The sequence below is a fragment of the Lacibacter sp. H375 genome, assembly GCF_037892425.1.
GTDB lineage: Bacteria > Bacteroidota > Bacteroidia > Chitinophagales > Chitinophagaceae > Lacibacter.
Genome location: NZ_JBBKTT010000001.1, coordinates 3382114 through 3397274, shown reverse-complemented (window position 1 = coordinate 3397274; position 15161 = coordinate 3382114). Strand labels below are relative to the sequence as shown.

6 protein-coding genes are annotated in these 15161 nt (G+C 40.8%); all 6 read right to left on the bottom strand.

Annotated features, from left to right (window positions below):
• Nucleotides 1-64 precede the first annotated feature (64 nt).
• The 6 genes from WG954_RS14715 to WG954_RS14690 all read right to left on the bottom strand — a co-directional run bounded on the left by WG954_RS14715 (nucleotide 65) and on the right by WG954_RS14690 (nucleotide 14191).
• The gene (locus WG954_RS14715; RefSeq protein ID WP_340437424.1) at nucleotides 65-3316 is read right to left on the bottom strand and encodes a T9SS type A sorting domain-containing protein; all 3252 of its coding nucleotides are present in this window, start codon (nucleotides 3314-3316) and stop codon (nucleotides 65-67) included.
• 125 nt (nucleotides 3317-3441) lie between these two features.
• The gene (locus tag WG954_RS14710) at nucleotides 3442-4887 is read right to left on the bottom strand and encodes a cellulase family glycosylhydrolase (protein WP_340437423.1); all 1446 of its coding nucleotides are present in this window, start codon (nucleotides 4885-4887) and stop codon (nucleotides 3442-3444) included.
• Nucleotides 4888-5005: 118 nt separating this feature from the next.
• A complete protein-coding gene (locus WG954_RS14705) occupies nucleotides 5006-6520 on the bottom strand; it encodes a glycan-binding surface protein (RefSeq protein ID WP_340437422.1) in 1515 nt (504 codons plus the stop codon).
• 24 nt (nucleotides 6521-6544) lie between these two features.
• Nucleotides 6545-8119, bottom strand: coding sequence for a RagB/SusD family nutrient uptake outer membrane protein (locus WG954_RS14700; RefSeq protein WP_340437421.1), 1575 nt, complete (start codon nucleotides 8117-8119; stop codon nucleotides 6545-6547).
• Nucleotides 8120-8134: 15 nt separating this feature from the next.
• Nucleotides 8135-11311, bottom strand: coding sequence for a SusC/RagA family TonB-linked outer membrane protein (locus WG954_RS14695; protein ID WP_340437420.1), 3177 nt, complete (start codon nucleotides 11309-11311; stop codon nucleotides 8135-8137).
• A gap of 12 nt (nucleotides 11312-11323) precedes the next feature.
• Entirely contained in the window at nucleotides 11324-14191 is a 2868-nt protein-coding gene (locus WG954_RS14690; protein ID WP_340437419.1) for a glycoside hydrolase family 31 protein, read from the bottom strand.
• Between the last annotated feature and the right edge of the window lie 970 nt (nucleotides 14192-15161).

The following is a 15161-nucleotide window of genomic DNA, read 5'->3' as shown; positions in this document are numbered from 1 at the left end:
TTGTTTTGTATAATAAACCTGGAATGCTTTTATTGAAGAATTCCAGGTGATTGAAGAAGATTTATCAATTAACAATGAGTCTTTTCGTGAAACTATATGCTTTACAATTTATTCTCACAATGTAAAGCCCTGGTTGAAGCTGCGAATCGATCTCAATTTTTTTATTGCCTTGAGTGCTCTTTTCATAAACCATGCGTCCCTGGTTATCAAAAATTTTCACTGTCGCATTTTCTGAAGTTTCCGGAAGGATAACAGTAAACCTTCCCTTATTGGATGGATTGGGATAAAGATTGATTTCATCTTCATTAAGACTAACAGTGGCAGATGAATTACCGCCGCCTGCCGGAACAAACGGTGAAAGATAGCTTCCTGCAATTATCTGTTGTGAAATACCGGGGCCTTGCCATGCTACAGCTACATTATCTGCACCAGTACCTTCCTTGTGAAGGACTTCGATGTAGTATTTCTGTCCGGCAGTGAGGTTGATGGTTACAGATTGTTGTGAGGCATACTTATTCCATTGTCTTGAATTTGTCGAACCATTCACATAAGCTATCCTTGAACTATTAGCAGGATTATCACTTGTACTCAGGTACAAATCCGTGTTATCATTTCCGGCCACCCAGAACGTATAGCTTCCGCTTGTAGCAGGGTGAACATATCCACGTATTCTCGTACCGTAGTTATTTGTCCAGTTTGTAGGGCCTTCAAGACTGGTGAGTTGCACGCTACCCGTTGGATTGTTTGGATAATTGACATTGGAAGTAAGACTGCTAATTGTACTGCCGTTAATACATGTCCAGTATTCTCTCAGTATGGAGCCTGTGGCGGCTGTTGTCACAGTAACACTAAAGGTCTGTGTGCTTTGGCATCCTCCGTCATTGGTATATGTAGCTACGTAATTACCTGCCTGGTTAGCCTGAATATTTGAAATGGTTACTTCACGTGTTGTTGCGCTAAAATTATTCGGGCCGCTCCAGTTCCACGATCCTCCTGTTACAGGTTGCGGGCCAAACATGACAGTGCCTCCTGCAGTTAAAGAAGCATTGGCGGTTTGCTGCCATGCCCCACCGTTAATCTGCACGTACGGAGTGATAGCAGTTGGTGTGCAGGAACCAGAAGGCTCCCAATAAATCACACCTCTTCCTCCGCCGGCACTCATAAATACTCTTCCGGCAACGTTCATATCTCCAATAAGCAATGGCGCTCCTGCAAACTGGTTGGCATCATCATTCAGCCTGAGCCATGTAACACCCTGGTCTGTTGATCTGAAAAGGCCGGTGACACCCGACACTGTTCCCCAAATGAAAACAGCAGGATAATTAGATCCGGGCATTGTCTTTCCTACCCCTATCGATTTGCAATAGCTTACATTTGAAACTGTAGTATAAGCCGCTCCGGCGTTAGTTGAATATTTTAGTCCGTTGCGGCCAAGAGGAACCCATAGATGTCCTTCAAAACCGGGCACTGTCCGTATCAACACAGATTCCCACGGATGATTTGCTGTTGAGGCACCCGGCGTGCCTGCTACTGAAAAACTCACTCCTTTATTGGAGCTTCTGAACATCTGCCCTGTTGATGGATGGAATATGTAGAAATAATTTGAATTTACCTGGTCAGCTGCCGGAGCAACATCTCCGAGCGACACACCTGAGCAGGCCGACCAGTTTCCTCCATTGTTAGTGGTATAGTATGTTGTTGAGGAACCTCCGGGGCAATGCAATATAGTACCTCCATCTGCGCTGACAGCTACTCTTCCCGATGCGCCCATATTTGAAGAAGCTCCTGTCCATGTGCTGCCCTTATCATTTGAATAATAAACAATGTTATCTCCATTACCAATTCTTACAACTTTGTTTGTGTTGCCGGCGGCATACGCAATACTATGGTTATTATAACCACCTGCAGGAGAAAGTCTGGTTGAAGGAGCAGAAGTCAGCGGCTCATGCATAAAGCCTGATACGTCTCCGAAAGAAGAAATAAACGGTCCGCCGGGAATACTTGTGCCGTCAAGAAATGCTGTTTCTTCAATACCGATCACATCATATTTCCAGGATGTATTTGTGGCTGTAATATCCGAACAGGTGTATACTCCACCTCCGCCGATTACCCGAACTTTTAAAAGATTGTCTTGGTCAAACTCGATGCAGTCCATCCAGTTAATCGCCCCCCCTCTGGACCATTCCATACCGTTAGCATCATAGGTGGCATTTGAGCCATTTTTAAGCGTCCAGGTCGCTCCTCCATCAGTAGTAATAAAAATAAAATCTCCCCAGCCTGTACCAAACTGGTTGTTCCAATACATACCACAGGTGGAAACTATCACACGATTAACATTCGTAGGGTCGATACTTACGCCACCGTATGAATAATCCTTTGAATGAACGGGTGTAACGTTTGTCCATGCACCTGTAGAAGTATTGAGCTTATATAACTTTCCATCTCCATTAACTGCCGGACCTGCACCATCTGCATAAGTTACATACATTGTAGTTCCCTGCAGCGCCGCCCTATGCGGCATAAAACTGGTAGTGGGAGTAATGTCGGTAAAGCTGGTACCTCCGTTTGTGCTCTTGTAAATGTTCCCACCTCCGGTGCGTGAAACGCCTATGTAAATGGTTTGACTGGCTCCGTTTACCACACTGCCTGAGGGATCAAAAAGTACAAAGCATATTCCGTTTTCATTGGGAGTGGTTGTTACAGCATTCCACGCAAGATTCCAGGTAACGCCGGCATCTGTGCTTTTCCATAATCCATTGCCCCTGGTTCCGCAGAATAATATGTTGCTGTTTTTGGGATCGACAGCAAGACGTTCTCCGTTGCCTCGTCCGTTCCCGTTTCCGTGCGTTTTAAATTTGGAAGTGACATCTGTATACGTGAATGTATTTCCCTTATCGGTTGATTTCAATATGGCCGTTCTTCCGTTGTTGATATAAGAAGTACCGCAGAGCATATAAACATTGTTTGCATTCTGCGGATCCAGCGCCAAACCATCCACCCCAATAAATCCATTCTCTGACTCGTTAATCCAGTCGAGCAGCTGAACCCATTTATTGTTGGCAGCATCCCAACGGTATGCCCCGCCTACATCGGTGCGGCAGTACCTGTCGCCAGATGTTTTATGAGTAACGATTCCTGTTACAAAACCGCCCCCACCAATAGGTGCATTCTTCCAGGTATAACCTGATGTTTGAGCCTTTACTTCATAATGAAACAGACTAATTAAAAAAACGAAGCATAATAAGGCAATTGATTTTTTTCTGGATTGCTGAGATACTCTATTTGACAAGTATCCGGATAGATTAAAATGCTGCATGATCGTTTAGTTTTTTCTATTATAAAATATTGGGTTATCACAATTGTTGCAAAGTTGAAAAGGCCGGTTGCGTTTGGCATATCGCTTTATCCTCAACCGGCCAGTTCATCTTTTATCAAAAAACTTTACTTCGTCGCTGCAATAAGAGCATCAATTGTACGCTGATCTTTTACGGTGTTATTACTTCTATCCAACGCACCACCTGTATCCCACCAAAATGGTTTTATTCCACGGGCTAATGCTTCTTTGGTAGTGAAGGTTGTCCAATAGTCAACCGAAGCTTCATGCTTCACCATATCTTTTGGAATATTAGTTGGGCCCTTGCGCCTGTAAGCTCCATACTCACCCATTATTACAGGAATCCCTTTATCAATAAATGCAGTTTTCATCTTGTTATAGTCAGCAATGATTTCGCTCTCTTCTCCAAAAGTGGCGTTACGATCGGGTTCAATGGTGGAATGATTCCCATTGCCCCAGTAATAAATCATCCTGCCCCAGCTTTGATCTTCACCTATGAAACAAAACAATGAAGGCGTATAGTTATGCACTTCAACCATCAGGCGATTGGCTGTTAGATCTTTAGGAAGTGTATTCATTAAATTATATGTCAATGTCGCACTTGTATTTGGCCCCTGAACAATAAGAACACGGTGGCTGTTTTTCCCACCTGTTGAACGAACAGCATTAACAAATGTCTGATGATAGGATGCTAAAATTGCCATCTCCGCAGCATCATCAGCATTGGGTTCGTTGGCGCTTGCAAACATGAGGTGCTCATCAAAATCACGCATGGCAGTAGCAATTTGTTCCCATATTGCTTTTTGTTTTGCATTAACAGAATCCTGCTTTAGCGGATTGATATTATTTTCAAGCCAGCCACCATCCCAATGAACGTTGAGCATAACATACAGTCCATTGTTTACACAGTATCCAACAATTTCTTTAACCCTGTTGAGCCAAGCGGGATCGATCTTTGCGGTTTTTTCATCGCTTAAATGCGTCCAGTTCCATGCACATGGAAGTCGAATAGCAGTAAACCCTTGCTGTTTTACAAATTTGATGTACGACTCTGTGATCTGAGGATTGCCCCAACCCGTTTCACCATTAGGTGCCTCCATTGTATTACCAATATTCCAGCCCAATTTGAATTTGGCAGCCAATTGCACAGCAGTGCTCATTCCTGTTGAATCAGGCGCTTTGGGAGAAGTGTTGTAAGACGGGTATAAGGTGGGCCGTTGTGATACCTTTACTCTCCTTGCCTGTCCGTTTGAAAAGTTTACTGATAAATATACAGACCGGGTAGAACCTGTTTCATTTGATGTTGATGTTAACTTGATAGTATTGCTACCACTATTGCCTGATGCTTTACTTAGTTGCAACCATGAAGCAGCATTACTGATCGTCCAATTTGCATTTCCGTTAATTGTCAAATCTGCTGTTCCACCTTCGGCGGGAAGATTAATCTCCGACGGGGAAGCAGAGAGTTCGGGATTAGCAGTAACGTTCTTTTTTTTACAACTTGTAAAAAGTAATATCGCCATTAAAAAACCTATCAGTCTGTAACTACTCATTTTTTTGTTTTTTGTATTCAGGAGCGAAGCCTATTGTTAGAGTATAACTTGCGATGGCCAAATGTTCATTAACCATCCTGAGGCTCATCTATGTTTCTGTGAAAAATATTTTATAAGGTCATTTTATTTTTACAACACGCACATTATCAAATGCAGCATAAAACCCGGTGGTGGTTGCACCTGTAGCATAGTTATGCAGGTAAATACTCAAACCTGTATTACCGGTGGCTCCTAATAAATTGGCTAAACTTGAAACCGAAGCTCCTTTGCCAGGACCAAGCGTTGGGTCTGCGGCACGGAATGAAGACAGGGGTATAGTTATTGTTTGCCATCCTTTGGTAGAAACTGCTGCTGTGGCGTTAGCGGAAATTTGCCAGGGCTCATAACGGGCAATGTAGCTACCTCCGGCAAAACCAGATTCAAAACAAAGCGTACCACCGTTCCATGGTTTCGCAATGCTTATTTCAAACTTAATTGCCCAATTGCCCACTGGGTCAGAAAGATTTGAGACTGGCACCCATTCATTACCTCCAATAGGGAAATTATAAGGACCAAAAGACTGTCCATCACCTGCCGGAATACTACTTGTATTAAATGAAACAAACATGCTGTTATTCTTGCCTAATATTCCGTCGAAGTCGGGTTTTACTGTAATCCAGCCGCCACTATTTGCCACACTGTTAACTGTAAGTCCTGAAGCGCCCCACCATCCCCAACCGAAATAGCTACCCCACTCCATATTCGCTAACATACCAGTAGTACTGATCTGGTTATTTACTTTGAAAATGGTTGTAACACTGCCAAACGGAGTAGTAATGGTTATTGGTTCACTTGCTGAAATGGAAGGCATCACAAAACCCACAGCACTACCATCAGCGGATGATTCAAAAGAAGTGATCGTTGCACCGCCAAAATTGAATGATTGAATATTTTTCAAATAAGTGCCATACACATATACCGAATCACCTGCAATAGCATTTTCATTTGAAACATGTGTAATTGTTGGGGTTGCCACAATTTTGAAATCCACTGATCCGCCCTTTGTAGTAAGTAATACACGATCCGTTGGTTGTTGTGCCGGCATCTTAAAACCAAGAGAGGTTCCATCAAGATTTGATTTGAATGATGTTATGGGAGTTCCTGCATACGAAAGACTTTGAACCAAAACCAAATTGGAGCCATATAAGAATACAGAGTCTCCGGGGTTGGCAAATACATTTGAGATAGCCGAAATAATTGGCGCACCGGGTCCTAATTTAAAATCGAACGTGGTTGAGCCGCCGGTGGTTGTATATTCTAGCTTATAAAGCTTAGTCGTGTCAATTGTTGAAAACATGATTGCTGGTATTTGCACCACTGCACTGTTCTCTGCAAACAAAGTGCTGTTGAACGATGCATTTACACCATTAAACTTTATTTGTATTGCATTTTTTAAATTCTTGCCCGAAATAACTACCCATTGGCCATCGGCTACCAGGCTGTTAAGAACAGAATCATTGGGAGAAGCTACATAACTCCTGATCTCAGAAATGACAGGAGGCATCTCCATCGTTTTTTTACACGCCGATAATAATGCCACGATCATTATTGACAGCGACAAAAAATACAAGCGGTCTTTTAATCTTTTATTCATAATAGTATTTTATATCGTTTGAGATTAATAGTATTTAACAGGAGGTTCAGCAAGTTTGGGATCAGCAGCCAGTTCAGATGCTGGTATCTGTAATGTAAAAGCAGAAATTGTAGCAGGTACAACGGCTGTGCCAATAGGTGCATCGGGAGTTGCTACTCCGTTTGCATATGCAAATGTTACCCGTTGCTGGTTGTTGAGAATATTTACCGCTTTGGTAGGATTCCAATACGAAAGACGAACGAGGTCCAGCCAGTATTGTCCTTCAAAAGCGAATTCAATTCTTCTTTCTTTAAGAATGTCGTCGATATTTATTGCTGAAACCGGATCAACACCAGCTCTTACTCTTACTTTATTAAAATATTTCAATGCCTCAGCATTGGAAGTGCTTCCATTATTCCCAAGGATCGCTTCTGCATAAATTAAATAAACATCTGCAAGGCGAAGCAGCGCATCATGTTCAATAGATGCTGTATAGGTCATAGTGGGTGAATTATTATCTTTTTCGTTTCCGATAATATGCTTCTTCATACTTTGTCCGCCAGCCGTGTATCCGCCTCCTGCTGCATTCAATTCAGGATAAAAGTCTCCATTGAGAGTAAACGAAGCTTTTCTTCTTACGCTATCTTTTACATCATAATTCAGATACAAATCATAGGTAGGCGACAAAGCAGTCCATGCACCATTTTTTTGCGGGTTAATATCATTTGATGGAGAATAGGTCAGCAATAAATTGCCTTCTTCCCAACTAATACTTGGACCAGTAGCCCACTGAAGCGCAAATAAGGACTCAGGGTTATCGTTGTATTGAGATCTGAACAGGTTATAATAATTATCCAATAAATTCAAACCGCTCTCATTACAAACAATTGCTGCGAAATGCTTTGCACTGTCTAAATAATTCTGATTACGGTTTCCGTTGCCTTCAAGACCTGCCCTTGTAAGGTAAACCTTCGCCAGCATGCCTTGTGCCGACCAGGTAGTAACACGACCTTTTTCATCAGTACGAGGTAAATGTTTGGCAGCAAAATTTAAATCGAGTGTGATAAACTTATAAACATCGGAAACAATGTGACGATTTACTAACGGTTCCTGAATGAGTTTACTATTGTCTTCAATAATTGGAACTGCACCCCACAAACTAACGAGATAATAATAAGCCATTGCACGAATAAACTTTGCTTCACCAAGAGCCGCATTTTTATCTGCCTGGCTAATAGATGCAGCTCCCTTTTTTTCAATGGAATTAATAACGCCATTGCATTGGCCAACTAAATTATACAAGCCCTTCCATCCTCCCTGCAGTACACTATTGCCCGCAGTAATGGTACGTGTATAAAGCTGTACCCAATCACTGATCCATTGACGGTTGCCGTTTCCGCTCAATATATCCCCTAAAGGCAAATAGGCTTCGTGATGCCAAATACCCCAGGTAGCACCTCCATAAAGACTGGCAGTGGCTAATCTTAAATCTGAAGTGGTTTTATAAAAGTTATCCGAACTTATTTGTGATTGCGAAGGGCGGTCGAGAAAGCTTTTTTTACAGGCGAAACAAAATACAGTAACCACCGCAACCAATATTATGCTATTAATATGTTTCATGATTTCAATCGTTTTTTATTTGGTTAAATTCAGGTTTAATCCGAACGTAAATGTTCTGGATTGCGGATAATATCCGCCATCCCATCCTGCCTGTAATGGATTCCATGAACCAATTTCAGGATCCATACCGGTATACTTTGTTATAATGAAAGCGTTTGAAACAGTTGCATACACTCTGAGCGCATGTATATGTGCTTTGGATAATATTTTTGCAGGAATTCTGTAACCCAGCGTAATGTTTTTACACCTGATAAACGAAGCATCTTCGATATACAAATCAGACGGACGGAGATTTTCGTTTGTATTATCATTTCGCAAACCCGGTATTGTTGTGTTTGGATTTGAAACATAAGCATTGTTAACGTCATCACGTGGTCCATTAGGATCAACATATACAACTTTTGCATAGTCCATCACAGATCTGAAATAGTTGGTATTATTGCGGGGATAGGTTTGAGAAATCGTTAACTGGTTAAGCACTTTATTCCCCAGGCTTGCACTAAGAAAAATGTTTAAATCAAAATCTTTATACGTAATGGAGTTGTTGAAACCAAATTGAAACTTCGGTAAAGGAGACCCTAAAAATGTTTGATCCTTTGTATCAATAACGCCATCGCCATTCAAATCTTTAAACTTTCTATCACCATACCAGATACCACCACCGTTTGGCGAAACAGGATAAGGATTTCCGCTTTGATCTACAGGCAATGCATGAGACGTAAAATCTTCCGGCTTTGAAAAAATGCCATCGAACTTCCATCCATAAAACGATCCGATTGACTGACCGACAACCGTTTTTGCAAAAACATAATTATTGAGCGTTTGAGAAAGGTTTGCACCATCGCCGCCATTACCCAAACTTGTTATCTTGTTTACATTGTGTGAAACTGTAAAATCAGTTCTCCATGTAACATTTTTCGCCCTGATGTTTGTAGAGCTGATCCTGAAATCATATCCTTTATTGCTAACCGCACCAATATTTACATAAGGTGCCTGCATAGCTCCGGGCGACCAGCCTGTTGTGGTTCCGGAAAACAAAGGCAGTGGCAGTTTTAATAAAAGTCCGTTTGTGTTGCGATCATATATATCAAATGAAAAACTGAGTCTCCAGTTCAAAAACGTTCCGTCAATTCCTGCATTGGAGTATTTTGTTTTTTCCCATGTTACAAATGGGTTTTCAAGGTTTGATTGAAATTGCGCAGAACCTGAAAGACCATTGTTTACAGAGGTAAGCATGGTAACGAATGTATTACCGGGTATGCCTTGGTTGTTGGTAACGCCGTAGCCTAACCGCAGTTTTAATTCATTCACAAATGTTACATCCTTTAAAAAATTCTCGTTGTTTATTTTCCAAGCAAAGGCGCCGGAATAAGTTGTTACTCTGCGTCGGCCGGGAGCAAAATTTGAGGAGCCATCGTTACGCACATTACCAGTTAACAGATACCTGTCGTTCCATCCCAGGTTTACACGGCCAAAATAAGATTCCAGTGCTGGTCCTGAACCCCATGTGCCACTGTTTGCAGCAGTATTGGCATCGCCACTGCTGATTGATGTAACATTATCGGAAGGAAAATTTCTTCTTGATGCAGATACAAATTCAAAGCTGCTTAGTTGTGCTTCATGCCCAGCTAATCCGTTTACATTAAGTTTTCCAAATAAATGGTTGTAGGTAAGAAAATTGCGAACCACTGTATAAGTATTCTGCCCGGAAGAAGATGATGATGAATTCAATGTATTGATCGCCCTTCCAAAATCATACGTAGGGTTGAACGATTTTTCATTGGCAAAATCAAAATTTCCGGATAGTTCACTTCGCAGTGATAGATCTTTGTAAAACTGAATTTCGGCATACACATTTCCAAATACCTGGTTTCTTTTCTTTGTATGCGAATTCAAAAGCGCAAGCCCCACCGGATTGGGAATAGGTACAACCCAACCTGCATCATTGGTAACACCACCCCAACTGCCATCTAAATTTTTTACAGGCACATCAGGTGTTAAGCTCAGCGCATTTGATATAACGCTTGATGTGGTTGAATTCACATTCTCATCAACACGTGCTAACTGAATACTTGTTCCAATTTTCAGCCAGTTGGTTGTTTTATTATCTAAGTTCAAACGAACCGAATATCTTTTAAAACCAGAACCAAGGGCAATACCCTCCTGGTTAAAATAAGAAGTTGAAAGTAAATATTGTGTTCTTGCATCGCCACCATTAATTGTAATGGAATGATTTTGCATTGGAGCAGTTCGGAACAATTCCGATTGCCAATCGGTGCCCATTCCTAAATACTTTGGATTTGCAAGTTCTGGTCTTGCATCAAACTGCCATACAACAGAACGGTCATTCAACAACGTAGCAAACTCCTGTAAATTAACTGTAGGAAGTTTTTTAGGTATTGCCTGGAAACCATAATAACTATCATACGAAATTGTTGGAGTTCCAGCCTTTCCTCTTTTGGTAGTAATAACGATTACACCATTGGTGGCCTGTGAACCATAGATAGCAGATGCCGATGCATCTTTTAACACATCAATACTTTCAATTTCGGAAGGATTGATTGTGTTTAATGGATTAGATCCGCTACCCGGATCGCCGGAAGATGGAATGATAACACCATCTATTACATACAAAGGTGAGTTGTTTCCACTGATGGATGAAACTCCACGGATCTGGATAGATACGCCACCACCAGGTTGACCGGAAATTTGCTGCACCATTACACCAGCAACCTTGCCTTGCAAAGCCTGGTCAATCGTTGTGGGAACAGTTCTGCGTAGTTCTTCACCGGTAACACTGGAAATAGAGCCGGTAACGTCTTTACGTTTCGTTCTTCCATAACCAATCACTACCACATCATCCAATTGTGAACTGCTCTCAGAAAGCTTCACCTGAATACTGGTGTTTTTGCCAATTGTTACTTCTTTTTTTGCATATCCTACCATTGTAATGACCAATACATCACCGGTTGAAGCTTCAACGGAGAACCTACCTGCATCATCTGCAACGGCAGAACGTTTGGTGTTTTTAACTGTAATAGTAGCTCCTGCGGAGGGAGCTGATGTTCGCTCGTTAGTAATTGTTCCGCTAACTTTTGATTGCGCATAGCTATTGGTGCTTGCAAAAAGCAGTAGTGTAAGAATACCCGAAAGCAGTTTTAATCTTAAGCGAATCGTTTTGGTTGAATTCATATACGTGTGTATTTATGGCTTGTATAGTTTTATCGTTATTCTGCTTCCACTGTAACTAATCGACTTATCTGTGGAGCTGTTAAAATTTAATGGCTTAGACCGGCGGTTGTTGATGAGATTGATTTTGAAAACCCGTTTATCAAGCATCCCCTTGAACTTTCCCTTGCGTTCATCAATGGTTATTGCTCCATTTTCATGATTGTAGTAAATGGGAATAATTGAGGACGCCCCTTTTTCATAATTATAATTTGTTCCTTCGTCTTCATATAAATTAAAGGAAGCATCTGCACCAGCATAAACATTCAATAAAATTGTATCAGCCTGTTTTTCAGAAGTGTATTGTAACTCAGGTCCAAAAGGTATAATTGAACCTGCTTTCACAAATACAGGCATTTGCTCATACGGTGCGTCGGCCATAATATGTTGAGCACCTGAATACCATTTTCCAGTATATAAATCGTACCAGCCACCATTGTTTTTTGGTAAGTACACAGAACGTTTTATTTGTTTATATGTATGCACTGGATTTATAAGTAAGGCTGAACCAAACATATATTGATCTGCTACATTCAATACAGCCGTATCCTTTGCAAAATCCATTGCCAATCCACGCATAATTGTATAATTATTATGATAGGCTGCTCCCGCTAATGAATAGATATAAGGAAGTAAACGGTAACGCAACTTATCGTAATAAAGAAAACTTTTGTATGCCGGATGATTATCTGGTGCAGTATTATAAATTTCACGATATGGAAACTGACCATGTGAACGGAATAAAGGAGCAAAAGCACCAAACTGTGTCCAACGGGTCATCAACTCACGCCACTCTTCTAAATTTTCAGCATTAGGTTTTTCAAATTTTTCCGGTACAACAAAACCACCTATGTCCATGGTCCAATAAGGAATACCAGACATCGAAAAATTTACACCGGCAGATATCTGGTTTCTCATGTCGTCCCAGGTAGAACCAATATCACCACTCCAAATTGCGGCGCCATAGCGTTGCGAACCAGCAAATCCTGAACGTGTTAAAAGAAACACCCGCTTAGATGAATCGGTTGAACGCTGCCCTTCATAAATTCCTTTTGCATTTTGTAATGGATATGCATTTAAAAATTCTGCTGCACTGCCCGAAGCAGTTGGTGTCATTTGCAGTTTTCTTTTTTCTGGATTTACATTTGAAAGAATATCAGGCTCGCTTGCATCCATCCACCATGCATCAATTCCTTTGCTGTATATTTTTTTGTTGATCAAATTCCAAAAACCTTTGCGGGCCTGCTCATTAAATGCATCATAGAATGTTGATACATATCCTTCGCCAATCCAATCACGTTGGCGATGTTCGATATTACCTTTATACAACCAGCCTTTTTTATCAAATTCTTTATATGTTGCAATGCCTTCATAAAATTTTGGCCACACCGATATCATGATCTGCGTATTGTATTTCTTATGCAACACACTAATCATACTATCAGGAGAAGGAAATCTTGTTTCATCAAAATCCTGGCTACCCCACTCCGCTTCCCGCCAATAATTCCAATCAAGAACAATATTGTCCAATGGAATTTTTCGCTTGCGGAATTCTTCAACTGTAGAAAGAAGTTCTTCTTGTGTTTTATATCGCTCACGACTTTGCCAGAAACCTAATGCCCATTTGGGAACAATGGGTGCTTTGCCCGTTAATGTTCTGTAACCAGAAATCACTTCATCCATGTTCGTTCCATGAATGAAATAATAATCAATCTGCTTTCCTGCTTCCGAAGAGAAGCTGAATAGATTTTGTTCTTTTTGAGAAAGCGGTTCAAGCCATTTTAACGATAAATATGATTCAGGTGATTCGGGAATCCATTCAATTTTTACCGGCACTTTCTCCCCCTTCTTTAAGGTAACCGGCACTATTACAGATGCGGGGTTCCATGCTTTACGCCAACGATCCAAAACCAATTTTCCGTTTATCCAAACTTTCAGAGTGCCACCCAACGTGAATCGCAACTGATGCTCTCCTGAAAAATAGCTGGCAATACTACCTTCCCATGTTACAGAACCTGTTGCACCTGTAAACTCTTTTGGAAGTATTATTTTAGAATCATTGAGGTATTCCATGTTGATCTCAGTCTCAGGTCGCTCAAGTACTACATCATCCTTTTTTGATTTGTTATTGCGGTAAGATGCGGTAAGCCATCCCTGGTCTCCACTTTTTGAAAAGAGCTGAAGGGTTGAAAGCGGATGAAATGATCTTGCATCTCCGGCTTTTGTCAAGGAATAATTATCCCATAAAATGCCATAGTTTTTTGAGGAAATTAAAAAGGGTACGGCTACTTCTGTATTGTTCTGGAAAAAGGTAACCTGCTTACCCTTGTAATTCATAATACCGTCCTGATGTTGACCCAAACCATACAAGCCTTCATTATTGCTTACTTGAAATGTCTGCGTAATACCGTAAAAGGGTTGTCCATCAAATATTGCCGGTTGAAAACTTCTTCCAAACAATGGTTTTTCATGCACTATAATATTACCTTTCCTATCATAGAAAGAAACGGCGCCATTTTTCAGCTTAACTACTGCACTAATACTCTTGGTTGTAAGCGTTAGCTTTTCTTTATCAGAAACAATATTCCAGGGAATATCTGTCCGTTTACCATAAACTGTAACTAAACTTTGGGTTATTGATATTTCCTTATCGGGTGAAACAATAACCCTGATAATATGATCGCAAACCACCTCCAGCTTAACTGCATGCGCAGTACCTGTAAACAACGGATCAGTGAAAACAATAACCCCATCTTTGGTTTGAATATAAGATGGAATGCCCGCCAGAACGGCACTAAAAAAAGAAAGGCAAACGAAACTTAGCAATAGCAATCGTATTCTCATAAAAGCAATCTTAAATCCTTGAAGTGATGCCGTAAAACTACACTGGGCTTTTATGAGAGAGGTGTCGGGATTGTTGCAAATCAGTGATGAAAATGTTGCAAAAGGCGGATTATTAACATCTTTTGCAGCACGCAAAGCTATTTATTGAAGTACGTGTTATTTTTTTTACGCAAAAAACTCATGAGTTATACCCAAGTTTAATCAGGGCGTAAGGAGAAACATGGGGGGGGGGGGTAATTTGTTCCGGCTTGACTTTTTGTTTCTTTTGTGTCAAGACAATAGTATAGAAGAATTGTGCTTGCCCAACCCAACTATACTATTGATGCTATCAATACGTCTTAATATTCACCTGTATTGCTTCTTTTTAGGATGAACCAGCTATTTTAGGACTAGACACCTTCGCTTATAAAGGCAGGATACTCCCACTCAACTCCCATGATACTCCCTATATAAAGCGTATCAAGCGTATAAATCCGTCAGTCTTCAACTCCATCAAGCCCTAACAAAAATGTACGGCCTTGCCAGTCCTATCCTCTTCTACTTTAAACCTGTTAGCTTTCTTCTTTCGTGGCCATTTCTTTACACGCTGGCCTCCATGGCAAAGAGCAGGCCGGCATGCAAAAAAAAACCGTGAATAGTCGTAAAAAAGTGGAATAACACTGTTTATTATGATTTACATACAATGCTCAGGCATTGAAAGCAGCAAAAAAAGGAATGTGACCATCAGCAATAAAAACATGAAAGTAATGCAACAAAAAAAGGGTTTCATAAATGAAACCCTTTTTGCATTCTGTGTGACCGCGTCAGGATTCAAACTTTTATATAAGACGCCCTGATAATCAAACAAATAACATATATCAACTTTTCTAAACCCGCTCTTCAGTGAAACATCGTCAATTTGTTTCGCATCATTTCACTTTCCAGTAAATCTACAAATGATATCCGAATATTAGACTAACGTGAGGATTGT

Excerpts from the sequence above, each read along its gene's own strand:
- WG954_RS14710 (WP_340437423.1), bottom strand. The coding sequence starts at position 4,887 with ATGAGTAGTTACAGACTGATAGGTTTTTTAATGGCGATATTACTTTTT.
- WG954_RS14715 (WP_340437424.1), bottom strand. The coding sequence starts at position 3,316 with ATGCAGCATTTTAATCTATCCGGATACTTGTCAAATAGAGTATCTCAG.
- WG954_RS14690 (WP_340437419.1), bottom strand. The coding sequence starts at position 14,191 with ATGAGAATACGATTGCTATTGCTAAGTTTCGTTTGCCTTTCTTTTTTT.
- WG954_RS14700 (WP_340437421.1), bottom strand. The coding sequence starts at position 8,119 with ATGAAACATATTAATAGCATAATATTGGTTGCGGTGGTTACTGTATTT.
- WG954_RS14695 (WP_340437420.1), bottom strand. The coding sequence starts at position 11,311 with ATGAATTCAACCAAAACGATTCGCTTAAGATTAAAACTGCTTTCGGGT.
- WG954_RS14705 (WP_340437422.1), bottom strand. The coding sequence starts at position 6,520 with ATGAATAAAAGATTAAAAGACCGCTTGTATTTTTTGTCGCTGTCAATA.